This window comes from Arthrobacter sp. NPDC055138, assembly GCF_053607305.1.
Window position 1 is genome coordinate 734,103 of record NZ_JBSGTH010000001.1, and the last position, 25,810, is coordinate 759,912.

The 25,810-nt window shown below is 69.2% G+C and carries 25 protein-coding genes; 17 read left to right on the forward strand and 8 right to left on the reverse strand.

Translation table 11 applies throughout. The features are described 5' to 3' along the window. Positions 1–121: 121 nt before the first annotated feature. The 7 genes from ACWF5H_RS03565 (at position 122) to ACWF5H_RS03595 (ending at position 6,886) form a co-directional block, all read left to right on the forward strand. Entirely contained in the window at positions 122–661 is a 540-nt protein-coding gene (locus ACWF5H_RS03565; protein ID WP_452034883.1) for a D-glycero-alpha-D-manno-heptose-1,7-bisphosphate 7-phosphatase, read from the forward strand. Further along, on the forward strand, positions 658–1,725 hold the full coding sequence (locus ACWF5H_RS03570) for a glycosyltransferase family 9 protein (RefSeq protein ID WP_452034885.1): 1,068 nt from the start codon (positions 658–660) through the stop codon (positions 1,723–1,725). Before ACWF5H_RS03565 ends, ACWF5H_RS03570 begins: the two co-directional genes overlap by 4 nt. Further along, positions 1,722–2,726, forward strand: coding sequence for a glycosyltransferase family 4 protein (locus ACWF5H_RS03575; RefSeq protein WP_452034887.1), 1,005 nt, complete (start codon positions 1,722–1,724; stop codon positions 2,724–2,726). The genes ACWF5H_RS03570 and ACWF5H_RS03575 overlap by 4 nt, the downstream gene beginning before the upstream one ends. Beyond that, a complete protein-coding gene (locus ACWF5H_RS03580) occupies positions 2,723–3,985 on the forward strand; it encodes a glycosyltransferase (RefSeq protein WP_452034888.1) in 1,263 nt (420 codons plus the stop codon). Before ACWF5H_RS03575 ends, ACWF5H_RS03580 begins: the two co-directional genes overlap by 4 nt. A 131-nt stretch (positions 3,986–4,116) precedes the next feature. Then, entirely contained in the window at positions 4,117–4,773 is a 657-nt protein-coding gene (locus ACWF5H_RS03585; RefSeq protein WP_452035338.1) for a D-sedoheptulose-7-phosphate isomerase, read from the forward strand. After that, on the forward strand, positions 4,770–6,143 hold the full coding sequence (gene rfaE2 / locus ACWF5H_RS03590) for a D-glycero-beta-D-manno-heptose 1-phosphate adenylyltransferase (protein ID WP_452034889.1): 1,374 nt from the start codon (positions 4,770–4,772) through the stop codon (positions 6,141–6,143). Before ACWF5H_RS03585 ends, rfaE2 (ACWF5H_RS03590) begins: the two co-directional genes overlap by 4 nt. A gap of 41 nt (positions 6,144–6,184) precedes the next feature. Continuing rightward, complete coding sequence (locus ACWF5H_RS03595; RefSeq protein WP_452034891.1) at positions 6,185–6,886, forward strand: SDR family oxidoreductase; 702 nt, start codon at positions 6,185–6,187, stop codon at positions 6,884–6,886. Here the strand turns inward: ACWF5H_RS03595 and ACWF5H_RS03600 are convergent. Further along, complete coding sequence (locus ACWF5H_RS03600; RefSeq protein WP_452034892.1) at positions 6,852–8,042, reverse strand: glycosyltransferase family 9 protein; 1,191 nt, start codon at positions 8,040–8,042, stop codon at positions 6,852–6,854. The two genes, ACWF5H_RS03595 and ACWF5H_RS03600, sit on opposite strands and share 35 nt — an antisense overlap. 573 nt (positions 8,043–8,615) lie before the next feature. Here ACWF5H_RS03600 and ACWF5H_RS03605 point away from each other — a divergent pair. From ACWF5H_RS03605 to ACWF5H_RS03615, 3 genes are read left to right on the forward strand one after another with little or no spacing between them, the layout of a single operon-like run. Then, complete coding sequence (locus ACWF5H_RS03605) at positions 8,616–10,013, forward strand: aldehyde dehydrogenase family protein (protein WP_452034894.1); 1,398 nt, start codon at positions 8,616–8,618, stop codon at positions 10,011–10,013. Then, positions 10,010–11,680 carry a D-glycero-beta-D-manno-heptose 1-phosphate adenylyltransferase gene (gene rfaE2, locus ACWF5H_RS03610; protein ID WP_452034896.1) on the forward strand — a complete coding sequence of 557 codons (1,671 nt, stop codon included), beginning with the start codon at positions 10,010–10,012 and terminating at the stop codon, positions 11,678–11,680. The genes ACWF5H_RS03605 and rfaE2 (ACWF5H_RS03610) overlap by 4 nt, the downstream gene beginning before the upstream one ends. Then, a complete protein-coding gene (locus ACWF5H_RS03615; protein ID WP_452034897.1) occupies positions 11,677–12,534 on the forward strand; it encodes a glycosyltransferase family 2 protein in 858 nt (285 codons plus the stop codon). The genes rfaE2 (ACWF5H_RS03610) and ACWF5H_RS03615 overlap by 4 nt, the downstream gene beginning before the upstream one ends. Positions 12,535–12,595: 61 nt before the next feature. Here the strand turns inward: ACWF5H_RS03615 and ACWF5H_RS03620 are convergent, their stop codons facing one another. From ACWF5H_RS03620 to ACWF5H_RS03630, 3 genes are all read right to left on the reverse strand, one after another. Continuing rightward, entirely contained in the window at positions 12,596–14,527 is a 1,932-nt protein-coding gene (locus tag ACWF5H_RS03620; RefSeq protein WP_452034899.1) for a DUF222 domain-containing protein, read from the reverse strand. A gap of 296 nt (positions 14,528–14,823) precedes the next feature. Continuing rightward, a complete protein-coding gene (locus tag ACWF5H_RS03625) occupies positions 14,824–15,147 on the reverse strand; it encodes a hypothetical protein (protein ID WP_452034900.1) in 324 nt (107 codons plus the stop codon). A gap of 182 nt (positions 15,148–15,329) precedes the next feature. Beyond that, the gene (locus tag ACWF5H_RS03630; protein ID WP_452034902.1) at positions 15,330–15,911 is read right to left on the reverse strand and encodes a hypothetical protein; all 582 of its coding nucleotides are present in this window, start codon (positions 15,909–15,911) and stop codon (positions 15,330–15,332) included. Positions 15,912–16,121: 210 nt separating this feature from the next. Between ACWF5H_RS03630 and ACWF5H_RS03635 the strand changes: the two genes are divergently transcribed. The 3 genes from ACWF5H_RS03635 (at position 16,122) to ACWF5H_RS03645 (ending at position 18,902) form a co-directional block, all read left to right on the forward strand. Beyond that, complete coding sequence (locus tag ACWF5H_RS03635; protein WP_452034903.1) at positions 16,122–17,306, forward strand: TerC family protein; 1,185 nt, start codon at positions 16,122–16,124, stop codon at positions 17,304–17,306. Between the two features lie 59 nt (positions 17,307–17,365). Next, entirely contained in the window at positions 17,366–17,593 is a 228-nt protein-coding gene (locus tag ACWF5H_RS03640) for a hypothetical protein (protein WP_452034905.1), read from the forward strand. Positions 17,594–17,741: 148 nt separating this feature from the next. Then, positions 17,742–18,902, forward strand: coding sequence for a baeRF2 domain-containing protein (locus ACWF5H_RS03645; RefSeq protein ID WP_452034906.1), 1,161 nt, complete (start codon positions 17,742–17,744; stop codon positions 18,900–18,902). A 69-nt stretch (positions 18,903–18,971) separates the two neighbouring features. Here ACWF5H_RS03645 and ACWF5H_RS03650 read toward each other — a convergent pair whose 3' ends face one another. Both ACWF5H_RS03650 and ACWF5H_RS03655 read right to left on the reverse strand, forming a co-directional pair. After that, on the reverse strand, positions 18,972–19,352 hold the full coding sequence (locus ACWF5H_RS03650) for a DsrE family protein (protein WP_452034908.1): 381 nt from the start codon (positions 19,350–19,352) through the stop codon (positions 18,972–18,974). 30 nt (positions 19,353–19,382) lie between these two features. Beyond that, positions 19,383–19,640, reverse strand: coding sequence for a metal-sensitive transcriptional regulator (locus ACWF5H_RS03655; protein ID WP_364643342.1), 258 nt, complete (start codon positions 19,638–19,640; stop codon positions 19,383–19,385). A gap of 126 nt (positions 19,641–19,766) precedes the next feature. Here ACWF5H_RS03655 and ACWF5H_RS03660 point away from each other — a divergent pair, with 126 nt between their 5' ends. From ACWF5H_RS03660 to ACWF5H_RS03670, 3 genes are all read left to right on the forward strand, one after another. Then, positions 19,767–20,384, forward strand: coding sequence for a rhodanese-like domain-containing protein (locus tag ACWF5H_RS03660; RefSeq protein ID WP_452034910.1), 618 nt, complete (start codon positions 19,767–19,769; stop codon positions 20,382–20,384). Next, on the forward strand, positions 20,381–21,139 hold the full coding sequence (locus ACWF5H_RS03665) for a sulfite exporter TauE/SafE family protein (protein ID WP_452034912.1): 759 nt from the start codon (positions 20,381–20,383) through the stop codon (positions 21,137–21,139). Before ACWF5H_RS03660 ends, ACWF5H_RS03665 begins: the two co-directional genes overlap by 4 nt. 74 nt (positions 21,140–21,213) lie before the next feature. Further along, entirely contained in the window at positions 21,214–22,614 is a 1,401-nt protein-coding gene (locus tag ACWF5H_RS03670) for an MBL fold metallo-hydrolase (RefSeq protein ID WP_452034913.1), read from the forward strand. Positions 22,615–22,620: 6 nt separating this feature from the next. On the opposite strand, the gene ACWF5H_RS03675 is transcribed toward ACWF5H_RS03670, so the two are convergent. Next, on the reverse strand, positions 22,621–24,510 hold the full coding sequence (locus tag ACWF5H_RS03675) for a glycogen debranching N-terminal domain-containing protein (protein ID WP_452034914.1): 1,890 nt from the start codon (positions 24,508–24,510) through the stop codon (positions 22,621–22,623). 68 nt (positions 24,511–24,578) lie between these two features. Further along, positions 24,579–24,851, reverse strand: a complete 273-nt coding sequence (locus tag ACWF5H_RS03680; RefSeq protein ID WP_452034915.1) for a hypothetical protein — start codon at positions 24,849–24,851, stop codon at positions 24,579–24,581. Positions 24,852–25,003: 152 nt separating this feature from the next. On the opposite strand from ACWF5H_RS03680, the gene ACWF5H_RS03685 reads away from it, so the two are divergent. Next, positions 25,004–25,648, forward strand: a complete 645-nt coding sequence (locus ACWF5H_RS03685; RefSeq protein ID WP_452034917.1) for a GntR family transcriptional regulator — start codon at positions 25,004–25,006, stop codon at positions 25,646–25,648. The last annotated feature ends 162 nt before the right edge of the window (positions 25,649–25,810 follow it).

The window sequence follows — 25,810 nt, forward strand, 5'->3', positions numbered from 1 at the left end:
CCTGCCAGATGCCCGCGGCGTCCGCTTCCAGCCCCATTCCTGCCGGCGGGAGGGAAAGCGGATGGCAAAACCAGTAGCGGCAAAGTGTTTAGGTCGCGGCTTTGCTGGGAACAGTGCTGGTATGAGTGCAGCCGCAGTCTCCCCGCCGCGGGCCATCCTGTTCGACCGGGACGGCACGCTGGTCACGGATGTGCCGTACAACCCGGATCCGGCGAAGGTCCAGCCGGTAGCCGGTGCCCGCGCGGCGCTCGAAGCAGTCCGGGCTGCCGGGCTGCCCTGCGGGGTGCTGACCAATCAATCCGGCATCGGACGCGGATTGATGACCCGGGAGCAGGTGGACGCGGTCAACGCTCGGGTCGATGAGCTGTTGGGCCCCTTTGACGTCTGGGAGGTCTGCCCGCACCACCCCGACGACGGCTGCCGCTGCCGCAAACCGCAGCCCGGGATGATCCTGGCGGCCTGCCGCCGGCTGGGGCTGGATCCGTCCGACGTGGCCTACATCGGGGACATCGGGGCGGACGTCGAGGCTGCCGCCGCGGCCGGCGCGAGCGGCGTGCTGGTGCCGACGCCGGTGACCCGGCGCGAAGAGGTCGAGGCCGCCGGACTGGTGGCAGGGGATCTGGCCGAAGCCATTTCCCTCCTGCTGGAGGCGGGCCCGTGAGCCGCGTGCTGGTGGCGCGGCTGGACAGCGCCGGAGACGTGTTGCTGGCCGGCCCGGCGGTGCGGGCAGTGGCGGCCGGCAACGGTGGCGGGCCCAACGATGTCATGATGCTGTGCGGCCCGCAGGGCAAGGCTGCCGCGGAATTGCTGCCCGGCGTCGCCGAGGTTTTCAGCTGGGCCAGTCCGTGGATCGTGGACCCTGCGCCGCCGGCAACCCAGGACCACGTTGCCGCGCTGGCCGACTGGGTGCGGAAAACCCGGATCTCCGAGGCCATCATTCTGACCTCCTTCCACCAGTCGCCGCTGCCGCTGGCTCTGCTGCTGCGGCTGGCCGGCGTCGGGCAAATCACCGGGGCTTCGGTGGACTACGCCGGCTCGCTGCTGGACCGGCGGCTCCGGCCGGGCGAGGACTTTCCGGAGGACCAGCCGGAGGCCGAGCGTGCGCTGGGCATCGCCGCAGCCGCCGGCTACCGGCTACCGGCCGGCGACGACGGCCGGCTGCAGCTGCGCGACATCCCGGATACCTCGTGCCTGACCGGAGACGGGCCGTATATCGCGGTCCATCCCGGCGCGGCGGTTCCGGCCCGTGCCTGGCCACCCCTGCACCACGCCGCCGCGGTCGAGCTGCTGATCGGAGCCGGATACCGGGTGGTGGTCACCGGCGGCCCGCAGGAACAGGAACTGACGGCCACCGTGGCCGTCCCCGGTGCCCTGGACTTGGGCGGGCGGACCGACCTGCGGAGTCTGGCCGGGGTGCTCTCCGGAGCCTCCGCCGTCGTCACCGGGAACACCGGACCGGCGCATCTGGCCGCCGCCGTGGGCACCCCGGTGGTGTCCCTGTTCGCGCCGGTGGTGCCGGCCATCCGCTGGGCGCCCTACAAAGTCCCGCTGGAGCTGCTCGGTGAGCAACATGCGCCGTGCCGGCTCAGCCGCGCCCGCCTTTGCCCGGTCCCCGGGCATCCCTGCCTCTCCAATGTGGCCCCCGAAGAAGTGCTCGAGGCCGTGCAGCGGCTGACCCGCGGCGTGACGTATCTGTCCGCCCGGAGGAAGACGAGGAACGCGTGAAGATTTTGCTCTGGCATGTCCACGGCGGCTGGACCGATGCTTTTGTGCGCGGCCGCCACGAGTACCTGCTTCCTGCCACGGCCGAGGGGGGTGCGTGGGGTTTGGGCCGCGCCGGCCGCGACTGGCCGCCGTCGGTGCGGGATGTGGAGCCGGGCCGGCTGCGCGACGAGGAACCCGACCTGGTGGTGCTGCAGCGGCCCGAGGAGATCGAGGAATGCGGGCGGCTGCTCGGCCGCCGGCCGGGACGGGACCTTCCCGCGGTGTTCCTGGAACACAACACACCCAAGGGCGATGTGCCCAACTCGCTGCACCCGCTGGCCGACCAGCAGGACATGACGATTGTGCATGTCACCCACTTCAATCAGTTGTTCTGGGACTGCGGTACGGCCCGGACCACCGTGATCGAACACGGCATCGTGGACCCTGGCAGGCTCTACACCGGAGAGCTGGAACGGCAGGGCGTGGTGGTTAACGAACCGGTACGCCGCTGGCGCGTCACCGGGACGGACCTGCTGGCGGCCTTTGCGCAGGCGGGACCGCTGGACGTGTTCGGCATGGGAACCGACCAGCTGGCCGCTGCCGCCGAGCTGGGCCCCGACCAGTTGCGCGTCCGCGGCGACCTGCCGAGCCACCAGCTGCACGCCGAGCTGGCCCGCTGCCGCCTCTACCTGCACCCGCTGCGCTGGACGTCGCTGGGCCTGGCGCTGCTGGAAGCCATGCACTTGGGCATGCCGGTAGTGGCGCTGGCCAGCACTGAGGCGGCCCGCGCGGTTCCGCCGGAAGCAGGGGCCATCTCCACGGACGTGGACCAACTGCGCCGCCACGCGGCCCGCCTGCTCAAGGACCCGGAGGAGGCCGCGGCCCGCGGAGCGATCGCACGCGAGGCGGCGCTGCAGAACTACGGGCTGCAGGCTTTCCTGGACAACTGGGACAGCCTGCTGGCCGAGACCACAACCAATAACGGACGGGCCATCGCCGCCAACGAGAGGAGAGAGCCATGAGAATATCGATGGTTTCCGAACATGCCAGCCCGCTGGCCGCGCTGGGCGGAGTGGACGCCGGCGGCCAGAACGTGCACGTTGCGGCCCTCTCCGCAGCCTTGGCCCGGCGCGGGCACAGCGTGAGCGTCTACACCCGCCGCGATGACCCGCTGCTGCCCGCCCGCGTCACCATGCGGCCCGGGGTGGAAGTGGTGCACGTCACCGCCGGCCCGCCGGAACCGGTGGCCAAGGACGAACTGCTGCCGTTCATGGGCCAGCTGGCCGACGGCATCAGCACCGACTGGGCGGAAAACCCGCCTGACGTGGTGCATGCGCACTTCTGGATGTCCGGCGTCGCTGCCCTCGACGCCGCCCGCCGCCCGGGCAGCTGCTCGGTGCCGGTGCTGCAGACCTTCCATGCGCTCGGCACCGTGAAGCGGCGGCACCAGGGCGCCCAGGACACCAGCCCCGCACAGCGCGCCTGGCTGGAACCGTCGGTGGGCCGCGACGTGGACCGGATCATCGCAACCTGCTCGGACGAGGTGTTCGAGTTGGCGGCCATGGGCATCCCGCGCGGCAACGTGTCCATCGCCCCCTGCGGCGTGGATTTAGGACTGTTCACCGCCGACGGCGAGGCCGAACCGCGCGGCCGGACCCACCGGATTGTCACGCTCGGCCGGCTGGTTCCGCGCAAGGGCGTCGATCTGGCGGTACGGGCCGTGCAGTTGCTCAAGGACCAGGGCATCGACGACGTCGAACTGCTGGTGGTCGGCGGGGCTGCCGGAGCGGCGGGGCTGGCGGCAGATCCGGAAGCCCAGCGGCTGCGCGGACTGGCCCGGGAGCTCGGCGTGGAAGACCAACTGGTGCTGCGAGGGCAGCTCTCGCAGGAGCACATTCCGCCGGTGCTGCGCAGTGCCGACGTGGTCATCTGCGCGCCGTGGTACGAACCGTTCGGGATTGTGCCGCTGGAAGCGATGGCCTGCGGTGTTCCGGTGGTCGCGGCCTCGGTCGGCGGCCTGATTGACACCGTCGTGGACCGGAAGACCGGTCTGCACGTGCCGCCGCGCGACCCGCAGGCGGTGGCTGATGCCGTGGCCGAACTGCTGGCGAATCCGCAGCTGCGCCGGGAGCTTGGCCAGGCCGGGCACCAACGCGTCGCCACCCGCTACTCCTGGGACCGGGTGGCGGCCGACACCGAAAAGGCCTACCACTTGGCGATCAGTCAGGGGGCCGGTGCAGTCACCGCCGGAGCCAGGCAACTGGAAGGAGAGGCACTGTGAAACGCGCAGTTTCGGGCGGCAGCCCAACAACCGCCAGCACCGGCGCGCTGACCGCTGCCGCGCCCCTCGCGGCCACCCCCTCGGCCCGGACCGAAGCCTATCTGCGGCCGACGGGACCCGCGCTCGTCCCGGTGCCGTCCGCTCCCGGCCGGCACACCGGAACCGAGGCGGTGGACGCCGTGCTGGCACACCTGCGGGAAGTGGAGCCCGCGGTTGAGTCGTTGCGAGCCCAGGCCGGCCAGCTGGCGGGTTGGGGGACCGAGCTGGCGCGGCGGCTGCTGGACGGCAGGCGGCTGCTGGCGGCCGGCAACGGCGGCTCCGCGGCGGAAGCCCAGCACCTGACCGCGGAACTGGTGGGCCGGTTCGACGGCGAACGGCAGGCCTTCTCCGCCATCTCACTGCATGCGGACACCTCGGCTGTCACAGCGATTTCCAACGACTACGGCTACGACCATCTCTTCGCCCGGCAGGTGCTGGGCCACGGGCGGGCGGGCGATGTGCTGCTCCTGCTGACTACCAGCGGCAAGAGCGAGAACCTGCTGCGTGCGGCCGAGGCAGCCCGCGGCATCGGCGTCACCAGCTGGGCGCTGACCGGCAGCGCACCGAATCCGTTGACTAGGCTCTGCGACGACTACGTGGCCGTGGACGCGCTGCCCGCCAATGTGCAGGAGGGCCATCTGATGGCGCTTCACGCCCTCTGCCGGGCCTTCGACGCCGAGGTGGCGCGGCACGGGAACACCGCCGCGGGAGCGGAACCCGGGCCTCACGGTGGGGCGGCCCGGTCATGAGGATTGTGGTGGTGGGCGACGCCCTGCTTGATGCCGATGTGGAAGGCGCGGCTACCCGGCTGAGCCCGGACGGACCGGTGCCGGTCGTGGATGCTGCCGAAACCACCTACCGTGCCGGGGGAGCAGGGCTGGTGGCCCGCATGCTGGCCCGCGATGGCCGGGACGTCCTCTTGGTGACGGCAATGTCCGACGACGAGGCCTCCACGCGGCTGCGCGAGGCCTTGGACGGCATCCGCGTGGTCGCCGGCCCTTCCGGTGCGCCGACGCCGGTGAAGACCCGCGTCCGCGCCGGCGGCCAGTCGGTGGTCCGGGTGGACGAAGGCTGTGCCCCGGCCCCGTTGCCGGTCCCGACACCGGACATGCTTGAGGCGCTCGGGACCGCCGATGCCATCATCGTGGCAGACTACGGGCGCGGTCTGGCGGCCGCACCCGCGCTGCGCGCTGCGCTCGCGCCGCTGGTACACCGGATCCCGGTGGTCTGGGATCCGCACCCGGCCGGCCCGGATCCGGTCGAGGGCGTGGCCGCCGCGACGCCGAACCTGCCGGAGGCGCTGCGGATGGCCGGACTGACAACGGGGCTCGCGAAGGGCGGAGCCGGTGAAGCAGCGCTCGCCGCCGCCGAGCTGCGCTCCCGCTGGAACAGCCGCGCCGTCGTCGTCACACTCGGCGAGGAAGGGGCGATGGTCCAGCAGGAGGGGGAACTGCCTCAGGCAATTCCCACCCCCGCGACGGGCGCGGCCGATACCTGCGGGGCGGGCGACCGGTTCGCCGCCTCTCTGGCGGTGGCGTTGGCCTCCGGGCGCTCGCTGACCGCCTCGGTGCAGGACGCGGTAGGGCAGGCGGCTGCCTTCCTCGCGGCCGGCGGCGTGGCATCCCTGCGCCAGGACACGGCGCCGGTTCCGCTGCGCGGCCCCGGCATGGACGCCGTGCGCATTGCCGCCCAGACGCGCGACGCCGGCGGAACGGTGGTGGCCACCGGGGGCTGCTTCGATCTGCTGCATGCCGGCCACGCCAGGACCCTGGCTGCTGCACGCAAGCTGGGCGACTGCCTGATCGTCTGCCTCAACTCGGACGATTCGGTCCGCCGTCTGAAGGGTGAGGAGCGTCCGATCATGAACCAGGAGGACCGGGCCGAGCTGCTGCTGGCCCTGGAGTGCGTGGATGCCGTGCTGGTGTTCGATGAATCCACGCCGGAGTCGGCGCTGGAACGGTTGCGTCCGGACATCTGGGTCAAAGGCGGCGACTATACCGCCGACCAGTTGCCCGAAGCCCGACTGCTGCAGTCGTGGGGCGGGCAGATCGTCACCGTGCCCTACTACCCGGCCCGTTCCACCACCGGCTTGGCCGCCGCGCTGGCGAAGGTTGGCTAACCCTGGTGAGAACCCTCATCCCTGAATCCGAGGAGGAAAACATGAGTAGTGCAGCAACCAACCCCGGCCGTGTGCTGGTCACCGGCGGCGGATCCGGGCTCGGAGCCGCCGTCGTGAATGCGGTGCTGGCCGCCGGCGGCACCCCGGTGGTGCTGGACCGCGATGTCAGCCGAATCAGCCAGGCCAAGAGCGTGGAGGTCGACGTCGCCGACCGCACCGCCGTCGAGGCCGCCGTGCAGCAGGCGGCGGACACGCTCGGCGGGCTGGACGCCGTGGTGACGGCCGCCGGCATTGACCGCTGCGGCCGCCTGGAGGGCGTTCCGGCCGAGGAGTGGGAGAAGGTCATTGGGGTCAATCTGATGGGCACGGTCTCGGTGGTGCGGGCGGCCCTGCCGTACCTGATGTCCGCGCACGGACGGGTGGTTACGGTGGCCTCGTCGCTGGGGATCAAGGCCGTCTCCGACGCCACCGCCTACTGCGCCTCCAAGTTCGGCGTGGTGGGTTTTAGCCGCGCGCTGGCGGCTGAGACCCGCGGGCAGATCGGCGTGACCACCATGATCCCGGCCGGCATGAAGACCAGGTTCTTCGACGACCGCACCGAGCAGTACAAGCCGCAGGACGACTCCCGGCTCAACGACCCGGAACGCGTGGCCGACGCCATCATCTTCGCGCTCTCACAGCCGAAGGGCTGCGAAGTGCGTGAGATGGTCATTTGCCACGAAGAAGAAGACTCGTGGCCCTAAGCTGGCGCAGATCCGCGTAGACGTCCTCTGCGCGGATCTCCTGCGTCAGGGAGAACTCGTGCGGGCAACGCTCCGCCGTCCAACCCACCTGGGTCAAGTCCGCCGAGCAGGCCGGACAGCGCGTCAGCCACGACATATGGACCCGGTGCATGGTCCGGCCCAGCGGCCCGGCCATGATCAGGTTGCCCACCCAGTAAATGCCCACCGTCGGGGTCCCGACGGCCTGGGCCAGATGCCGGGGCCCGCTGTCATTGCCCAGCATCACGTCGCTGGCCCGCAGCACCGCGGACAGCTCCTCCAAACCTAGGCGGCCTGCCACGGATTTAATGCTGCCCCCGTTACCGGATCCGGCTCTCTCGCGGCCGCGATCCACCACTTCGTCGGCCAGCTCGGCGTCGGACGGGTCGCCCACCACCAGGACCTGGCACCCCTCGTCGGCCGCCCAGGCTGCCACCTGGCCAAAGTACGACGCCGGCCACCGCCGCCGTTGATCAGTGGCACCCGGGTGGATGGTCACCAGCGACGGCCGGCCGTCGTCGAGCAGCCCGGCCAGCAACGCTTCCTCATCGGCCAGCGGCTCCAGCTCCGGTTGGAGCGCGGCCGGGGCCGCGCCGGCCAGTCCCACCACCTCCAGCGCACGCAACACCTCGTGCTGGTAGTAGAGGTACGGGATGGACCGCTCAAGCGCCGCCGCATCTTCGGTCCGGGTACCCACCGTGTGCCGTGCGCCCAGTTCCAGCAGGAACGGGTTCGAAAACCGCCCGCCGCCGTGCAGTTGCACCGCCAGGTCGAACTGCTCGCCGCGCATCCGCTGCTGGAACAGCGCCACGGCCTGCGGGTCCTCCGGTCCGGGCCGGACGCCGTGCGCGAACGGCAGCGGCTCCACCCGGTGCACCGGGCCGGGCCGACCGCGGAACAAAGCTGCGTGGGCCTCTGTGCCCAGCAGGGTCACGGTCGCCTCCGGATAGGCAGCGGCCAATGATTCCAGCGCAGGAACCGAAAACAGTACGTCGCCCAGGCCGCCGCCGCGGAGCACCGCAATCTTGCGTACGTCCTCGAAGGGCTGCAGCACCGGTCCGATGCCGAGGCCGTGCCTGGCCTCGGCACTCAGCCGCTGGTCGCCGAAAGCGGCCCCGCCTGTAGGGGAATCTGTCATCTCCACCTCCTGGATCCACGCCCTCCGCAGCCGGTGTAGTCCGTCTCCGGGGATTCAGCTCTGCGGCGGTCCGTGGCTTCCTGTCTCCCTGAAGCCGGGGTCAGCCCGGCCCGATAAGTCCCGCACCGGAGGTCCCACCCCGCGAAGGTCCTGCCCGGTTAGTCCAGCCGCAGAGGTCCCGCGTGTACGTCCCCGCCCGCGGGAGCCCTCGTGCACTTCACCCTAAAGCGCATCACGGCCGCTGGCCAGAGCCCGCAACCACGCCGGAGACGTCCCGAAGGCGCCCGGGAGCCGCCCCGCAACCGCCCCGGGAAGCACCCACCGGCCTCGCCGGAAACCTGTTTTGCCTCGGAGGAAACTCAGGCCAGGCCGGAGGAATCCTGCTTCGGTTGGGCCGTCTGAAAGCGCCCGGCGAGGGGTAGGAGACCAGTACCACGCGATGTGGCAGGCGTTGCTGTCGGTGGGAATTGCCCGCGGTGGGCAGCGCCCACTTTGCGTGAACGTGAACGTGAACGTGGACCCAGACCAGAGACCAGCGGGGGCTTTGGCCCCGCCGTGGACGGGAGGAGCGATATGACCACCGATTCCGATATTGCCCAGGACCTTGCCTCGCTGGAGGTGTACGACCCCAGGAACGGCAGCTTGGTGGGAGCGCTGGAGGAGGCAACTCCCGAGGAAGTGGGCGCCGCCGTCGCCGCCGCCAAGGAGGCCCGACCGCATTGGGCCGCCACCGATGCTGCCGCCCGCGGAGAACTGCTGGAAGCCGCTGCCTCGGCCCTGCAAGAGCATGCCGGTGAGTTGGCAGAGATGAACGCCCGCGAAACCGGCCGGCCCGAACACGAAGCCCGGGAAGGCGTCATGGCCGGGGCGGGAACGTTGCGGCAGTACGCGCAGCTGGGCCCGGTGCACCGCGGACGCAGCCTGCGCGGCGGTCAGCTGGCCGTTGACTACACCGTCAACGAACCACGCGGCGTGGCGGTGGTGCTGACGCCTTGGAACGATCCGGTGGCGGTGGCGGCCGGACTGCTCGGCGCGGCGCTGGCGACCGGCAACACCGTGCTTCACAAACCCAGCGAACGCTGCCCGCACTTGGGCGAGTTGCTGGGAAGGATCCTCTCCGACGTGCTGCCATCCCGGGTCATGAACACCCTGACCGGCGGACCGGCAGTGGGTGCCGCGCTCGCCAGCCATCAGGACGTGGACGTCATTGCGCACGTGGGCTCCAGCCTCACCGGCGCCCGGATTGCCCAGGCGGCGGCGCTCACCGGGGCACATGTCATCCGGGAGAACGGCGGCAACGATCCCCTGATCGTGGACAACGGCGTCGATCCCGCGTGGGCGGCCGAACAGGCTGCCATCGGCGCGTTCACCAACAGCGGGCAGATCTGCACCTCGGTGGAACGCATCTATGTGCACCGGGCCGTCGCCGGGCCGTTCGGTGAAGCGCTCGCAGCCGAGGCCCGCAGGCGCAACAAGGGCGGAGGGATTGCCCCGCTGGTTGACCGAAGGCTGAGGGACAACGTCCACGCGCAGGTATCCGAGGCGCTTTCCCTCGGTGCGGCAGCGGCGGAGGGCGGCGCGGTGCCCGAAGGCCCCGGGGCGCACTACCCGGCCACGGTCTTGATGGACTGTCACGGCCATATGGCCGTGATGCAGGAGGAGACCTTCGGCCCGGTGGCTCCGGTCCAGCTGGTGGACAGCTTCGACGACGGGCTGCGGCTCGCGTCGGAAGGGCGCTACGGACTGGCGGCCACTGTCCTGACGGCGGACATGGACCATGCCCACCGCGCCGTGGCCGCGCTCCAAGTCGGCACGGTCAAGATCAACGCGGTATTCGGCGGCGCGCCCGGCGGTTCAGCCCAGCCGCGACGGGACAGCGGCGCAGGCTTCGGCTACGGTCCCGAACTGCTGGACGAATTCAGCACGGTCAAGGTGGTCCATATGGGCCTGCCCGGCGGAGCGCGGCTATGAGCACCCCGTTGTCGGATGTCTCCGGGCTCGCCAACTGGCTGCCGTCCCGGCTGGCCGAGGCCGCACCGCTGGTCACCGTGGTGGGAGACGTGATGCTGGATGGCTGGTTCAGCGGACGGATTGAACGGTTCTGCCGGGAAGCGCCGGCACCGGTGGTGGATATGACTAAACGGGAGTACGCCCCGGGCGGCGCCGCCAACACGGCCCTGAACCTTGCCGCGCTCGGTGCGCGGGTGCGTATGATCGGCTTGATTGGACCGGACGACGCCGGGCGGCGGCTCCGCGCCCTCCTTCAGAATGCCGCGGTAGACACCTCGGGGCTGGTGGAACACGGAGACGTCCTGACCACCACCAAGTACCGCATCATCGGTGGCGATCAGATCATGCTGCGCCTGGACGAGACCATGGACCGGGTGCCCGAAGCCGCCCAGGAACGGCTGGCCGCGGCTGTGCCCACTGCCTTGGCCGGCAGCGACGCAGTGGTGGTCTGCGACTACGGCACCGGTGGCTTGGGCGATGCGGTGCGCAGCGTGTTGGCACGGCACCGCGGCGGCCGGCTGCTGGTGGTCGACGCCCACGACCCGCGGTTTTGGTCCGGGATTGCGCCGGACCTCGTCACCCCGAACGCCGCCGAGGCGGCAGCCGTGCTGGGTGTGACACTAGACCCGGACACGGACCGCGCTTCCGCAGTGGCCAGCCAGGCAGGCAAGCTGCTTGAGGCAACCGGGGCGGGCGCCGCCGTCGTCACGCTGGACAAGGACGGCTCCCTCCTGATGATGCACGACGGCGGGACCCACCGCACGTGGGCAACCCCGGTCACCGAGAAGCAGGCATCGGGTGCCGGCGACACGTACGTGGCGTGCCTGACTCTGGCCCGGGCCGCGGGCCTTCCGCTGAGCACTAGCTTGGACTTGGCCCAAGCGGCTGCCGACGTGGTGGTGCACCGGCGCGGCACCTCTGTCTGCAGCACCACGGACTTGGCCGCGCACCTAGGCACCTTTTCCGACGCAGCGCTGGGCGCGGAGGAGCTCGGACAGGCGGTGGCAGCCGAGCGGGCGTCCGGCCGGCGGATTGTGCTGACGAACGGATGCTTCGACGTGCTGCACCGCGGACATACGCGCTACCTGACCCAGGCCAAGCAGTTGGGCGATGTGCTGGTGGTGGCGCTGAACAGCGATGCGTCCGCACGGCGCCTGAAGGGGCCCGACCGGCCGATCAACTCCGCCGCGGACCGGGCCGGCATCATTGCTGCGCTCAGCTGCGTGGACTATGTGACCGTGTTCGACACGGACACACCCATCCCACTGATCGAAGCGATCCGGCCGGACATTTATGCCAAGGGCGGCGACTATTCGCCGGAGATGCTCGAGGAGACCGCGGTGGTTGAGGCTTGCGGCGGCGAAGTCTGCATCCTGGATTACGTCGCCGACCATTCCACGTCCGCCGTGGTCCGCCGCATCCGTGGCTCGGCACCGGCAGGCAGCGCAAACCCGGCGCCTACGGACGGTACAACCCCGGCACCCAAGGTCGGTACCCACCCGGCGCCCATCACTCGTTCCACCCCGGCCCCCACCACGAGTTCCACCCCGGCCCCCACCACGAGTTCCGCCCCGGCGCCCACGGCCGGCACAAACCCGACGCCAGCGACCGGGGCCGATCCGGCATGAGCCGCAGGAGCGCGGGCAGCTGGGCCGTGCCACCTCCGGAACCAGGTCCGGAGCTGGATGTGTTGGTGCCCAGCTACGGCCGCGAAGCGGAACTGGCGGTGACGCTCTCCGGCCTGGCGTCCCAGGACGGCCCGGCGTTCTCCGTGGTGATCAGCGATCAGTCCGACGGAGCGCCCGCCTGGGAACACCCCGCAGTCGCCGCGATGGCGCGGGTGCTGGAAGCCCAAGGCCGGCCGGTCCGGCTGGAACGCCATCTGCCCCGGCGCGGCTTGGCCGAGCAGCGCGACTTCTTGCTGGGTCTTGCCACCGCCGATCTCGTGCTGTTCCTGGACAACGACGTGTGGCTGGAGCCGGGCATGCTGGCACGAATGACTGCGGCCATCCGGCAGGAAGGCTGCGGGTTTATCGGTGCGGCCGTGCAAGGAATGTCGTACCTGGACGATGTCCGACCGGGGGAGCAGGAACCCTTCGAACTGTGGGATGGCCCGGTTTCCCCGGAGCGCATCCGGCGCTCCGACGAACGGTTCGCCCGGTGGCAACTGCACAACGCGGCCAACCTGACCCACATCGCCGCTGAGTTGGGGATTGCCGACGGCGGCTGGCGGCTATACAAGATTGCTTGGGCCGGCGGCTGCGTGCTGTACCGGAGGGACGCCTTGCTGGACTGCGGCGGCTTCGAGTTCTGGCGGGAACTGCCGCCCGATCACGCGGGCGAGGATGTGGTGGCGCAATTGAAAGTCATGGAGCGCTATGGCGGCGCCGGCATCCTGCCCTCCGGCGCCGTGCACCTGGAATCTCCCACCACTGTCACCGACCGGTCCACCGAAGCCTCGGACGTGGTCCTGCGCGAATAGCCGCCGCTGCCCGCCTGAAGATGTTCGCCGACTCCGGCTGAACTGTGCGGGGGAATTCTTCTCAGAACGGTGGCGGGTCCTGCTGTTGGTGCGGTGACGAGGGGTCCTTCTGCGGGTTGACCGTCGGCGGTTGGTTCTGTTGTTCGGTCCCTGCACGGTTTTTGCGGGCGGGGTGCCAGGACGGCAGCCAGTCGTTGTCGGCTTGCCCACCGGCGCCTGCTCCGTGGAGCGGGCGTGTGGTGAGTGGTTGGATTCGTGGCCGGTGGTCTTTGGGGAGCGCGTTGGCGAGGGCTGGCGGGTAGGCCGGTTGGCCGGGCGGGTCGTTGTCTTCGCCGGGTTGGTCGGTGTAGGTCCGGCCGGCCGGGGTGGTCACTTCAAAAACCCCGGGCGCGGGCTGGGCCATGTTCCAGCCGGCCCGGGTTTTCAGCCCGTGGTGGGTCTCGCACGGCGGGCCCAGGTTCCCGGCGTCGGTTTCGCCCCTGGCGCCGTCGGCGCGGAAGGCCTGGGTGTGGTCGATCTGGCAGGCCTTGCCGTGTTTGCGGCAGCCGGCAAACGGACACACCTCGTCCCGCTTCCGCACCGCCCGGGCCAGGTCCGCCGGCGGCCGGTACCGGGTGCGGCCGTAGGAGAGCCGGGCCCCGGTTTCCGGGTGGGTCAGGATCCGGTAGAACGACTTCGCATCGGCACACAGCTGCCGGGCCGTGTCCGCCGGGATCGGCCCGAACCCGTCCAGCGTGGCCGGTTCCTCGCTCAACCCCAGCAGCGAGAGCACCGGGACGGTGACCGCCGGTTCGGCGTGGATCCCGGCCGCCGGCCCGGTCTCCATCCCCGCGTGCACGAGCAGGTCCGTGAACACGTCGGCCCGCAACTGCCCCCTGGACCGGCTCTCGCCGGTCTGGCCGCGCAGGTGGTGGGCGGTGCGGGTGAGCCGGTCATCGATCGCGGCGGCCTGCTCGGCCGGCAGGTACGCGTTCAGCCACGCCATCCCGTCCGGCGCCGGTTCCACGCCCACGTTCCGCCGTTCCTCCGCCCTGCGGCGGCGCCTGGTGATGGTCTCCGGGTGCGTGCGCTCGCGCAGCCGCCGGGCCATGTCCCGCAGCGACCGCAGCGACCTGCCCTTCACCCGGCCCAACAGGGCCTGTTCGAACCCGGCCGCCGCGTCCTCGGGCAGGGACCGGCCCTGGCTGACAATAACGGCGGCCTGTTCCCGGTCCAGGTCCCCGGCGGCCATCGCCGCCAGCGTGGCGGGGAACAACCGGTGCAGGTCAGCGGCCTGGTCCATCCGCGCCCGGGCCTGGTGATCGGGCAGGCCGAACAGGCAGCCCAGTTCCTCGGCCGCGGACGTCGCGGCCAGCAACTGCCGCTGCCGCAACGTGGTGCACCCCGGCCCCGGCGGCGGCAACTGCTTCAGCGCCCTGCGGCCCAGCTGCGCCTCCAACGCCACCTCCCGGGCATCCAGCCAACACCTGACCCGGTGCACCGCGGCCAGATGCTCCACCGCCTCCTGATACCCCAGCCCGCCGGTCTCCGACCCGGTCAGCGTGGCCAACAACACCGCCGGCTCCGCCCCCGCCACCAGTGTTTCAAGGCGTTCGGCGTAATAGTCGGCGTTCGCTTCCGACTCAAACAACCCCCCCGGCAGCCAACACCCCTCGGGCAGATTCGGCAGCTCCGCGAACTCCGCCGGCACCGCACCCAGCCCCGGCGGCCGATCGGTCCCGTCGTCGAGTTCCCAGACCGCGAAGTCCTCCCGGTACGCCCGGTTCCCCTGGTCAAGCTCCTCATCCGCGGCCGGCGGGATCACCAGCCCCGCGTACGGGTCCGGGCCCGGCTCGAACACCGGCTCCGCCCACCGCACCGGCACCGGCACCGGTTCCTTCCGGGCCGGCTTCATCCGCGCCAGAATCGCCGCGATCGCCACCTCACGCTCCTCCTGCGTAGGCAACCGCCGGCCCTCCCCGGCAACCTGCCCCCGCTCCGCGTTCTCCTCCATGACCCAACCCAACCAGCTGCCTACGACAATTTGGGCCGTGCCACTTTGAAGTCAGAGTTCCCAGTGGAAAGCGTTGGCGGGAGATCCGGAGGGCGGGATTCGAAAGCAGGGTAGAGGGAACCTGGGAGCGGGGGGGGGGCAGTGCTCCTGGCGAGAACCGAAAGCAGGGCTAAGAGGACCTGATGGAGCGGGAAAGGTCCCAGGCGGCAGCCGAGACATGGTGGGGGCCGAGACATGGTGGGGCCGGCGCCGCCGCGACTTGAGCTACGGAGCCGGCACTCGGGACGGTCTAAGGGCTACTCGTGATCCTGCCAGCCGTCGCCCTCCGTGTAACTGGCGATTAGGGTGCCAGCTCCCGGCTGCATTGAGTCGTCGGGGTCGTCGAAGAGCCGCGCCTGGTCCGCCTTGCTGTGGGACAGGATGGACTCCGCAGCTTCTTTGGCTTCCGCCAGGGAAGCGCCGAACACCTCGGTTCGGACGGGCAGGTTATCGGTGCTGATGAGGTCGGCGTCGGTTTCGCTCAGTGGATCCGTATAGCCGCGCTGCTCTTCGCTGACCGGAAACTCGAAGTTCCCTTCGTCCGGATCAGCCGGAACGACATACTCCACGTAATAGGACATGGTCGTACTCCCTTCAGCGTTGGCCGGCGTCGAATTCGTCGGGCGCGGCCGACAGTTCGTCGAAAGCTATCACCCGGGCCCGGCGTCGTCCTAGACGGTGGCCGTGGCCCGCGGCGCGGGGGACCAGATGCTTGAGTTCCTGGGTGGCTAGGCCTGACGTGCCCGGGACAGGGGAGCGGTGGTCACGGCTGCGGTGCGGCAGTGATTTCGACGTCGATGCTGCCGCCCTCTGTGACGACGAAGGCTGCGCTGGTACCGGTGAAGTCGGGTCCAACCCCTCCGGGGTCGGCGCAGTAGGCCGCAAGGTTGATTTCGCCGGCTGGCAGTTCCAGCACCGTGGTGCCGCCTTCGTTGGCATTGACGGCCAGCGCTACACCGCTGCCGGACATGGAGCCCCCGGCCGCATACAGGCTGACAGTGGGGGTGCTGATGAGCTTACAGACATAGGCGCCGTGTTCGGCCTGGCCGAGAGCGCCGCCGGCGCCAGCAACGATCCGGGCCCTGGCCTCGCCGGTGGGCCGGCTTTGTGCGTAGCTCGCTACCGGGGGACTGGTACGGGCCGGGGCGACGCCGGGGGAGTTGCCTGCGGAAGCCGCATGCGTCATCAAGGTGCTGCGGGACGAAGCCGCGTCCGTCGCCGCGGTACTCCCGGATGATCCCTGTTCGGCCGCGGGCGGGACCGTCGCGCCCTCCGCGCTTGCGGAGCAGTCGGCCAAGGCAGCGAGCAGGACGGCAGAGGTCAGCAGCGGTAGGACCCGTTCCATAAACAGATCCTGTCCGGACCACCTTGGATTTCCCTTGCATCATTAGGCGAGCACCGCCGTCGTCGTTAGACTGACAACTGCGTAAGGGAGTATCCCCCATGCGCTGCAGCCGTCAACACGTAGGGCACCGACGCCCGGCCGGCTGCAGCGACCGGCCACGCCGGAGGAGAGACTTGCGGGCTAACCGCTACCTGCTTACGAAAGGGAAACATGAGCGTTTCTCCCCTGATCTGGGGCATCACGATCGTCGTTATTGTCGCGCTGCTCGCGTTCGATTACTTCTTCCATATCCGCAAAGCGCATGTGCCGTCGCTGAAGGAAGCTGCCATCTGGTCCGCCCTGTATGTGGGCATCGCCGTCGTCTTCGGCATTCTGGTGCTGATCTTCGGCGGCGTGGACATGGGCTCCGAGTACTTCGCGGGCTACATCACCGAGAAGGCGCTCTCGGTAGACAATCTGTTTGTCTTCCTCATCATCATCGCCAGCTTCGCCGTTCCCCGCGAGGACCAGCAGAAGGTGCTGCTGTTCGGCATTGTCTTCTCGCTGATTGCGCGCACCGGGTTCATTTTCCTCGGCGCTGCGCTGATCAACTCCTTCGCGTGGGTGTTCTACCTCTTCGGCCTGATTCTGATCGTGACGGCGGGCAACCTGCTCAAGCCCAGCCACGGCGGCGATGAGGCGGACAACTTCATCATCCGGCTGGCCAAACGCTTCTTCCACACCACCGACTATTACGACGGCGACAAGCTGTTCACCATCCAGAACGGCAAACGTGCCCTGACCCCGATGCTGCTGGTCATGGTGGCCATTGGCGGCACGGACATCCTGTTCGCGCTGGACTCCATTCCCGCGATCTTCGGCCTGACCCAAAACGTCTACATTGTCTTTACCGCCACGGCGTTCTCGCTGATGGGCCTGCGCCAGCTTTACTTCCTGATCGATGGCCTGCTGGACCGGTTGATCTACCTGTCCTACGGTCTGGCAGCGATCCTGGCCTTCATTGGCGTGAAGCTGATCCTGCACGCGCTGCATGAGAACAACCTGCCCTTCATCAACGATGGCAACCCGGTGCCTGTCATCGAGATCTCGACCGGCTTCTCGCTCACCGTGATCATCGGCATCCTGGTCATCACCATCGTCGGCTCGCTGCTGAGCAAGGCCGGCAAGGCGCAGAATGCCATCAACAACGCACGCCGCCACGCGCTCAACTACCTCGACCTCTCCTACACGGCGGATACGGCGGAGCGGGAACGGATCTACGGGCTGCTGGTGAACGAGGAACGCCAGATCGAGCAAATGGAGCCGAAGTACCGCAACAAGGCCAAGGACGTGGACAAGATCCGCGAGCAGGTGGCTGAAGCGCACCGCCAGCACGCGGAGTTCCAAAGGGGCTAAGTAGGCCCACCTCCGGAGGGGCCTAGTCTGGCCCCTCCGGACCGGCCTACGGTGGAACCATGGCTGATGAACGCAGGCCCGGCGGGCAGCCCGGCAACCCGCTGATGATGGGCCTGATTTTCGGGATCCTGCTTGGCGTGGTGATCTCCTCGGTGACCGGCCAGTGGTGGTGGATTGCCATTGGCGTTGCCTTGGGCGCCGCGGTCAGCGGGGCTCGTGCGGCGGCCGCCAGAAGGGGCCGCGGGCAGGGCCCGGACGGTGAAAATCCGCATCCCGGCGGCCGTTAACCGACGTCGGAAACGGGGTTCGTGGACTGATTGGCCGGGCCAATCCGGATAAGTTCTGCAGCCCCTTCAAGGGCAAAACTTCCGGTGCTACCGTGAGGGCTACTGATCAAGAAAACCCCGCATTTCCTATTCGCCCGGGAAGGTGATCATGATGGCCGAGCAGGTCAATACGACCCACGCAGCGAACAAGAGGTACGCCGAGCTGTACAAGAAGCCGGGGCCGTGGATTACGGTCTATGTTGACGCCAGCGCCGGGACCGCGGAAACGCTCCGTGCGGGGGACGTGCTGCCGGACAGACTGCGTGAATCGCTCGAAAAGCAAGGCGCCGCGAAAGCGGACATCCGGGCCGTGATCGACGCCGTTTCCCCCGCCACTGGCGTGCCGTCGCCGGTCAGCCGCTACGTGCTGGTCCGCGAGGGCGAGGCAGAGGTCAACGAGGTGCTTCCGGGGGCCATGTCCGGGCCCGAAGTCGTCGAGGCCGGTCCGATTCCGGACCTGGTGCCGCTGTTGAAGGCGCGCGGTGAGGACTTTCCGTATGTTGTGGCAGAGGTTGGCCGGGACGGCGGCGAGGTCCACCTGCAGTACGCGCGCCGAAACGGTGTGGCGGAAACGACGACGGTGGAAGGCGACCGGGAGAACCTCACCAAGATCCCCGGCGGCGGGTGGTCGCAAGGCCGCTATCAGCACCGCACCGAGGAAATTTGGCGCAAGAACGCCGATGAGATCGCGGCCGAAATTGATCGCGTGGTGCAGGCCAGCAAGGCGCGGCTGCTGATCATAGCCGGCGATATCCGGGCCCGTGAGCTGGTGGTCGAGCAGCTCTCCGAAGCCAGCCGGGCCATTGAATCCACCTTTGAATCGCACACCCGCACCGGCGGTGCCGACAAGGAGGCACTCCGGGCCGAAATCGCCGCCCGGGTGGCCCATGTCTGGACCGAGCAGCGCAAAGCCATCTTGAACCGGCTGGCGAACCAGACGGGACAGGCCCATCCGGAGTGGACCGTGGGCTTGGGCGAGTGCATCCGCGCGCTGCAGCAGGCGCAGGTCGGCACGCTGATTATGAACGACAACGCGCTCGCCGACCACCACGTGAATGTGCTGAACGTGGAACCCTGGATCGCTACCGCCGGCGAGCAACCGGTCAACGGCGAGCTGCTGGCCAAGATTCCGGCACCGGCGGCGCTGGTACGGGCCGCGGCGCTGACCGACGCCCGGATGGCCATGGTCCCAGAGGGTGCGCTGCCGGGCGGCAAGAGCATTGCGGCGTTGCTTCGCTGGCCCACCGGCCCGGATGTGCCGCGAGGCTAGCCCGGGCCGCGGGAAGGCGGCGGGCGCTGGTGCCGAAGCATCGGCGCCCGGTGTTCGCTGCGTAAGCGTTCAGAGCCGGGCGTAAGCCCAGCCGGTCCATTGACGCTGGGCCAGATGGGCGATGGCCGCGGGCACCGCCTCGACGCCGAGGGCAAGGTCTCCATCTTCCAGGCCTGCTGACCGCATGCTGTTGCCGCAGGCGAGGATGCGCACGTCCAGTTTCCGGGCGTTGTCGATGGCTTCGGAGGCCGGTGTGCCGGTGGCGAGCATGACGACGCCGGGTCCCTGCACGAGCACTTCGATCTCGGTCTCCGGGCCAAGCGCGGCACGGGCGTTGGCGGCACTGCGCAGGATGCCGGGGAGGGCGTCCTGCTCGTGTGGGCCGGCGGAGTGGATGAGCAGGCCGCGGCCCGCTCCGCCCTGTGGCGTTCTGGCTGGGCTAGAGGTCATGGTGCTCCACGGAAAGCTCGAAGTGGCTGGTTAGGCGAGCGAGAGGAAGAGTTTTTCCAGCTCTTTCTTGTCCATGCTGGCGTCCTTCTGGACGAGGCACTGCTCCAGGCCGGTGGCGATGATGGCGAACCCGGCGCGGTCAAGTGCCTTGGAGACGGCCGCCAGTTGGGTGACGACGTCTTTGCAGTCCCGCCCTTCTTCCAGCATCCGGGTCACGGCGGCCAGCTGGCCCTGGGCCCGCTTCATGCGGTTGATCACCGGCGTGAGTTCTGACGGATTCAGTTCCAAGATGTTTCTCCAAATGTGGGCGGCGGATCTGCCATAAGTGTATACCCCCTAGGGTGTTTGACGTACCCCCGGGGGTATCTGTAATACTCGGTGGGGTATCCACTAGTTCCCATCGAAAGGCCAGTCATGACTTCCCCTTCTTCGGCCCATGCCGTTACCGCACTCGCTCCGGAGACCCTGCGCTCCTGGATGTCGGAGCACCAGGACCTGATCGTGATCGACGTCCGCTCAGCCGCTGAGTTCGAGTCCCTGCACATCCGTGGGTCCTACAATGTGCCGTTGCCGCTGCTGTCCGAACACACCGACGAACTCGCCGCCCGCCTGGGCAGCCGGGTGGTGCTGGTCTGCCAGTCCGGAGCGCGCGCCGAGCAGGCCCGCCAGCGCCTGGGCGCCTCCGGAGCGAACACCGCCTACGTCCTGACCAGCGGAGTGCCCGGTTACGCGTCCGCCGGCGGCGACGTCGTCAAGGGCAAAGCGCGCTGGGACCTGGAACGGCAGGTCCGCCTCGCTGCCGGCTCCTTGGTGATGCTGGGCCTGGCCGGAGGCAAGTTCGTTTCCCCCAAGGTCCGGATGCTGGCCGGAGCGATTGGCACCGGCCTGACGTTCTCCGCGGCGACCAACACTTGTGCCATGGGTAAGGCACTCTCGGTCATGCCCTGGAACAAGGCCGCCAAGGAGCCCACCCGGGAGAGTGCCATCCTGCAGCTCCCCGTTCCCGCAACTGCAGAAGCTCCGGCGGCATGACCTTGTCCCTGCTGCTGGGACTGCTCGTCGGGGTTGTCCTGGGTTTGGTGGGCGGCGGTGGGGCGATCATCGCCGTCCCGGCCTTGGTGTATGGGGTGGGCATGAGTCCGGCCCAGGCGATTCCCACGTCGCTGCTGGTGGTGGGAGTGTCCTCGCTGGCGGCCCTGCTGCCCCGGATCCGGGAAGGCCTGAACTGGCCGATCATCGCCCTGGTGGGTGCGGCCGGCATCCCAGCCGCCTGGGGCGGCGCCGCCGTCGGCCGAGTCCTTGACCCGAACGTCCTGATGCTGGCATTCTCAGCAATTATGGTGCTCGCAGGCATCCGGATGCTCGCTGGGACCCGCGAAACCGACGGGTCCTGCGGCACGGGGCCGGGCCGGGCCCTCCGGGCGTGTGCCCCCAAGGCCTTGGCAGTGGGACTGCTGGTCGGGTTCCTCACCGGACTCCTTGGCGTGGGCGGCGGCTTCCTCATCATCCCGGCGCTAACCATCTTCCTGGGGCTGCGCATGAAGCAGGCCGTCGGAACCTCCCTGGCCATCATCGTCATCAACTCAGCCGCGGGGTTCAGCGCCCACGCCGCAGGCTTCAGCATCGACTGGCCCACCACCCTTGCGTTCGCAGTTCCCGCCGTCGTGGGATCCGTCGTCGCGGCCCGGCTGGCCCGCCGGCTGAAGGACAAGCACGTCCGCATCTCGTTTGCAGTACTCATCTTCGCCGTCGCGGGGTGGGTCACCGCCGGCACCGTCACCGCCTGACTCCGGGCCCCAATCCAGAACCGAAACCTCGCAACCGAACCTCCCAGACCCTTTCACTTGAAGGAGAGCACCAGATGCTTATCGAGCGCATTTACGACGACGACCTCGCCCAAGCCAGCTACCTGATCGGCTGCCAGGCCAAAGGTGAGGCGATCGTGGTGGACGGCCGCCGCGACATCGCCGTCTACCAGGACCTCGCCGCGAAGAACGGCATGAAGATCGTGGCCGTCACGGAGACCCACATCCACGCCGACTACCTCTCCGGTACGCGCGAACTGGCCGCCGCCACCGGCGCGAAGATTCATGTCTCGGGCGAGGGCGGGCCGGACTGGCAATACCAATTCGCCGGCGAACGGCTGTTCGACGGCGACACCATCACCTTGGGCAACATCAGCATCAAGGCGGTCCACACCCCCGGGCACACCCCGGAGCACTTGGCCTTCCTGGTCACTGACGGCGCCTTCAGCGACCAGCCCGGTTACCTGCTCTCCGGAGACTTCGTCTTCTCCGGCGACCTGGGCCGCCCCGACTTGCTGGACGAGGCCGCCGGCGGCGTTGACACCCGTTTCGAGGGTGCCAAGCAGCTCTTCGCCAGCCTGCGGGACAAGTTCCTCACCCTGCCCGACTACGTCCAGGTCCACCCCGCGCACGGCGCCGGAAGTGCCTGTGGCAAGGCCCTGGGTGCCATCCCGTCCTCCACCGTCGGCTACGAACGTCTTTACGCCTGGTGGGGGCGCTACCTTGCCGCGAACGATGAGCAGGGCTTCATCGATGAGCTCCTCGACGGACAGCCCGATGCGCACGCCTACTTTGGGCGGATGAAACGCGAGAACCGCGAAGGCCCGGCAGTGATGGGCGAACGCGCCCCGCTGGAGGAACTGGACACTGCGGACGTCGCCAAGGGGCTGGCCGAAGACAAGCTGACCTTCATCGACACCCGCTCCCACGGCGACGTCCACTCCGGCACGGTGCTCCGGTCACTGAATGTCCCGGCGGGCAAGTCCGTGGCGAACTACGGCGCCTGGGTGGTTAACCCGGAGACGGACAAGTCCCCGCTGGTCCTCTTGGCCCCGGACCGGGATGCGGCGAAGGAGATGTGGGACCATCTGGTCCGCGTGGGCATCGACAACGTCGCCGGTTACGTCACCGGCATCGACGGGCTGCCCACCGCTGTCCCGAAGCTGATCCAGCCCGGGGAACTCGACGGGTTCGACGCCGCCATGGTCCTGGACGTCCGCAACAAAACGGAGTACGCCGACGGACACATTCCCGGCTCGCACCAGCTCAGCGGCGGCCGAGTCATGTGGCACTTGGATGAACTGCCCGCCCACGGCACCATCGTGACCTACTGCCAGTCCGGCGTGCGGAACTCCGTGGCGGCCAGTGCCCTGCGCCGAGCCGGATACGACGTCGCGGAACTCGACGGCAGCTACGCAGCCTGGACCGCCTGGCAGAGAAGCGTCGCCGCAGCCTGACCGGTACTAGAGCGCGCTGGCCCTGAAGCCGCCCAGGGCCAGCGCCACGGGCACCGCGGCCGCGGCCGCACCGGCATGCGGGCGGCAGGCCGACGGGTAGGGCAGCGGCGGGCGGACCTCCAATGCGGCCTGGCCGCTGAAGAGTTCCGGCAGCCGGTAGTCGAAACCCTCCGCGGCATCCAGCAGGCCCGCTGCCAATTGCGCGGCCTCCGCCTGGAAGCCGGTGCGCAGCAGTCCCATCACTATCCATGCCGTGTCCTGGCTCCAGACCGCCCCCGCGCGGCGGCGGGTGGGCCAGTACCCCGGGTTCGCCGTGGACAGCGTGCGGATGCCGTAGCCGGTAAACAGCGTCCGGTCCATCAGCCGGCCGGCCACCGTCCGGGTTTCCTCGGCGTCCAGCAGCCCGGTGCCCAGCAGATGCCCCATGCCGGATCCGACGCCGGCCACCTGCCGGTCCCGGTCGTCGAGGGCCATCGCCGGGTACGGTCCGGCGTCGTCCGCACACCAGAACCGGTTGCGGAAATTAGTAGCCAGCCGCGACGCGTAGTCCCGCCACTCGTCGCCAGCGTCGGCCTCGCCAAAGTAGTCCAGCAGCACCGATGCCGCGCGTGCCGCCTCGTAGCCGTAGGCCTGCAGATCGGCCGGGGCAACGATTCCGGTTGCCGCGCTGCCGTCCAGATGGCGGTAGGCGCCGCGGGTGTCCCCGACACCTTGGTGCCCGGGGCCTTGGAGGGGCGGGACCGGCATCCGGATGAAGCCGTCGCCGCCGGGGTCCGAGTGTCGCCGCAGCCAATCCAGTGCCGCGTCCAGCTGGGGCAGCAGGTCGCGGACGGCGTCCTCTGGCATGCCGGAATGCCAAGCATCGTGCAACAGGACGATCCAGAGCAGCGTGGCATCCGGCGAACCGTAGATGACCGGCGGCAGCTCCCGGACCACCGCGTCAACGGCCATCGACAGCCGGCGCTGCCGCACTTCCTGGACCATGAGGCCGGGCTGTTCGCCGGTCTCTTCGCTCTCCACGGTGCCCTGCCACCGGGCCACCGAACGCAGCGTCCCCTCCGCGACGGCGGAATCGATCGGCAGCAGCAGCCGGGCGGCCACCAGCGACTCCCTGCCGTACAGCGTCAGGAACCACGGGGCGCCGGCTGCCAAAAAGACGTCGGCCGGGGCATCCCGGCCGGCCATACGCAGGCTGTTGAGGTCCGTGAGGGAGCGGCTCATCAGCCGCTGCAGCCGCGAGTCTCCCGTCACCGACGGCGTGCGCAGCACCGGTGCCGATGCGGCAGTGAGGGGAGCGCCGGCGTCGTCGTAATCAATACTCCAGGAGAGGACGACGACGGTGCCCGGCTTGAGCAGCGCCGTCCACGCCAGCCGGACCAGGCTGCCGTCGAAGTCGGCCTCGGCGCCCTCCGCCGTCAGCACAGCGCGCGTACCGGCGCGCCAGCTCCACCGGGCCTCGCCGGGGGCCACCGAACCGGCCTCGCCGGCCGCCCCGGCACGCACCTGCTCCAGCGGGATGGCATCCGCCACCAGATCAATCCGGACCTGAAGTTCCAGCTCATCCTGCAGCGCGGAGGTAAAGGTCAACGCCTCGCCCAGCCGGCCGCCCTGCACCGTCCGGGAACGGTTCAGGGTGACCAGCGGGTCAGTCCCCTCCGCTGCGGTCCGGAGGAAGGAGATGAAATCGGCCCGGCCCGCGGACCGCGATTGGGTGGACATCCATTCCGGCTCCTGGCCGTTGACCGTCAGCAGGCAGCGGGCCAGCACCCGGTCGTCCCCCAAGTACACGCCCTGCGCACCATGGCCCCGGATCTGCCCGTGCGGTTCGCTCCACGCCTGGAGCGGAGCCGCAAAGACTCCGGTGAGGTCATGGACATACGGCTGGCGATAGACCATGAGCTCATCTTGGCAGTATCGGCCGCTGCGGAACAGTCTTTGGTCCGCCGGCGGTTGGCCGATGCGCCTCAGCCCTCGGCGCCCCCGGCTTCCAATTCCTGGCCGCCAGGCGACCAGGACAGATGGATCTGCACGCCGCTCTCCGTCTCCTCGATGACCAGGCGCAAATTCTCGCCGTACAGTTCGTCGGGCGATGCGGCATCACTTTCGCTCTGCTCCACCAAATCGGACAGCGCAACGGCCATGGCCCGGCCCCAGTCGTGGGGATTCTTGCTGTTGGCGGTGGCCGCGGCCGTATAGGTGGCGTTCACGTTGATCCGAGCACCAAACATGGCGTTCAACCGGCACCTCCTGCTGCACGTTTAGAACCTGCCGCACGACGCTGTGCCGCAGGTCTCATCAGAGTAACCAGCGGCCTGACCCCGATCCACCTTTTCACGTACATTACTCGTATGTGACGCCAGTCATAACCACTTACCGGCAGGAGGTCTTCATGATGGGCAGCGCGGCCGATCGGGCGCAAGTGGACAAGGCGGTCCAAGCGGTGCGGGACGAGATCCTGTCCGGCGGACTGGCACCCGGCACCACAGTGACTGTGTCCGGGCTGGCTAGTCGATTTGGCACCGAAGACGCGCTGATGCACCAGGCGGTCTCGGCCCTCGCAGACGAGGGCCTGATCGAGGCTGAGGGACATGAACACCGCATTGCCAACCTCGGCCGGCAGCAGGCCGTGCAGCTCTTGGACGTGATGGGCGTGGTGCTGGTGGCACTGTTCGAACGGGCCGCCCCGCGGTTGTCGGCCGGCGAGATCGACAGAATGGCAACGTTGGTGGGCGAGCTGCGGACAGCCCTGGCGCACGAAGACATGCTGGCGTCGCACCGCGCTAATGACGGCCTGGTGGGCATCATCCTTCAGGCCGGCGACCATCAGGAACTGCGGGACGTGAACACCCATGTGCTCGGCCGTTCGCTGGCCCGGCTGCACCTCTTCCAACATGCCGTGGCCTATCCCATCTGGACCGATGGCTGGGACGAGACGGTGCAGTACTTGCAGCGCGGCCAGCCCGAAGCCGCGGTGGAGAGGCTGCGCCGGACCTTCTGGATCCTCGCCGAGGAGCTGGCGCCGGAGAGTTCATAGCCGGTCTGCGGGTCTGCCGGGAGGCGGCGCCGTGAAGGGATAGGGTGAAACCCGGCCGAATCCACTCGGCCGTCCCGCCCCGCCGTTCGACCCCCTGGACCACGCTTGACCTCGCCCGCACCACAGACTGCCGATACCCGACCGCATTCCGAGGACCGCTCC

Coding starts and splice junctions, on each gene's coding strand:
- ACWF5H_RS03675 (WP_452034914.1), bottom strand. CDS start 24,510: ATGGTCTATCGCCAGCCGTATGTCCATGACCTCACCGGAGTCTTTGCG.
- ACWF5H_RS03685 (WP_452034917.1), top strand. CDS start 25,004: ATGATGGGCAGCGCGGCCGATCGGGCGCAAGTGGACAAGGCGGTCCAA.
- ACWF5H_RS03660 (WP_452034910.1), top strand. CDS start 19,767: ATGACTTCCCCTTCTTCGGCCCATGCCGTTACCGCACTCGCTCCGGAG.
- ACWF5H_RS03645 (WP_452034906.1), top strand. CDS start 17,742: ATGATGGCCGAGCAGGTCAATACGACCCACGCAGCGAACAAGAGGTAC.
- ACWF5H_RS03630 (WP_452034902.1), bottom strand. CDS start 15,911: ATGGAACGGGTCCTACCGCTGCTGACCTCTGCCGTCCTGCTCGCTGCC.
- ACWF5H_RS03600 (WP_452034892.1), bottom strand. CDS start 8,042: ATGACAGATTCCCCTACAGGCGGGGCCGCTTTCGGCGACCAGCGGCTG.
- ACWF5H_RS03640 (WP_452034905.1), top strand. CDS start 17,366: ATGGCTGATGAACGCAGGCCCGGCGGGCAGCCCGGCAACCCGCTGATG.
- ACWF5H_RS03650 (WP_452034908.1), bottom strand. CDS start 19,352: ATGACCTCTAGCCCAGCCAGAACGCCACAGGGCGGAGCGGGCCGCGGC.
- ACWF5H_RS03620 (WP_452034899.1), bottom strand. CDS start 14,527: ATGGAGGAGAACGCGGAGCGGGGGCAGGTTGCCGGGGAGGGCCGGCGG.
- rfaE2 (WP_452034896.1), top strand. CDS start 10,010: ATGAGCACCCCGTTGTCGGATGTCTCCGGGCTCGCCAACTGGCTGCCG.
- ACWF5H_RS03670 (WP_452034913.1), top strand. CDS start 21,214: ATGCTTATCGAGCGCATTTACGACGACGACCTCGCCCAAGCCAGCTAC.
- ACWF5H_RS03565 (WP_452034883.1), top strand. CDS start 122: ATGAGTGCAGCCGCAGTCTCCCCGCCGCGGGCCATCCTGTTCGACCGG.
- ACWF5H_RS03625 (WP_452034900.1), bottom strand. CDS start 15,147: ATGTCCTATTACGTGGAGTATGTCGTTCCGGCTGATCCGGACGAAGGG.
- ACWF5H_RS03580 (WP_452034888.1), top strand. CDS start 2,723: ATGAGAATATCGATGGTTTCCGAACATGCCAGCCCGCTGGCCGCGCTG.
- rfaE2 (WP_452034889.1), top strand. CDS start 4,770: ATGAGGATTGTGGTGGTGGGCGACGCCCTGCTTGATGCCGATGTGGAA.
- ACWF5H_RS03665 (WP_452034912.1), top strand. CDS start 20,381: ATGACCTTGTCCCTGCTGCTGGGACTGCTCGTCGGGGTTGTCCTGGGT.
- ACWF5H_RS03595 (WP_452034891.1), top strand. CDS start 6,185: ATGAGTAGTGCAGCAACCAACCCCGGCCGTGTGCTGGTCACCGGCGGC.
- ACWF5H_RS03615 (WP_452034897.1), top strand. CDS start 11,677: ATGAGCCGCAGGAGCGCGGGCAGCTGGGCCGTGCCACCTCCGGAACCA.
- ACWF5H_RS03605 (WP_452034894.1), top strand. CDS start 8,616: ATGACCACCGATTCCGATATTGCCCAGGACCTTGCCTCGCTGGAGGTG.
- ACWF5H_RS03635 (WP_452034903.1), top strand. CDS start 16,122: ATGAGCGTTTCTCCCCTGATCTGGGGCATCACGATCGTCGTTATTGTC.